The sequence below is a fragment of the Mycobacterium angelicum genome (assembly GCF_002086155.1).
In the GTDB taxonomy this organism is placed as follows: Bacteria; Actinomycetota; Actinomycetes; order Mycobacteriales; family Mycobacteriaceae; genus Mycobacterium; species Mycobacterium angelicum.
Window position 1 is genome coordinate 1 of sequence record NZ_MVHE01000459.1, and the last position, 234, is coordinate 234.

At 54.3% G+C, this 234-nt stretch carries 1 pseudogene; it reads left to right on the forward strand.

Going from position 1 to position 234, the window contains the following annotated elements:
- A pseudogene (locus tag BST12_RS30260) lies at positions 1–234 on the forward strand (PPE family protein); the annotation flags it as partial.

The window sequence follows — 234 nt, forward strand, 5'->3', positions numbered from 1 at the left end:
GAGTTGGAATGTGGGGTTGGGGAATTGGGGGAGTTTCAATCTGGGGTCGGGGAATGTGGGTGATTATAATGTGGGGCCGGGGAATTTGGGTTCGTATAATGTGGGGTTTGGTAATGGGGGTGATTATAACTTCGGGTTGGGGAATACGGGGTTGGGGAATATTGGGTTGGCGAATACGGGGTCGGGCAATATTGGGATCGGGTTGACCGGGAGTGGTCAGGTGGGGTTTGGGGG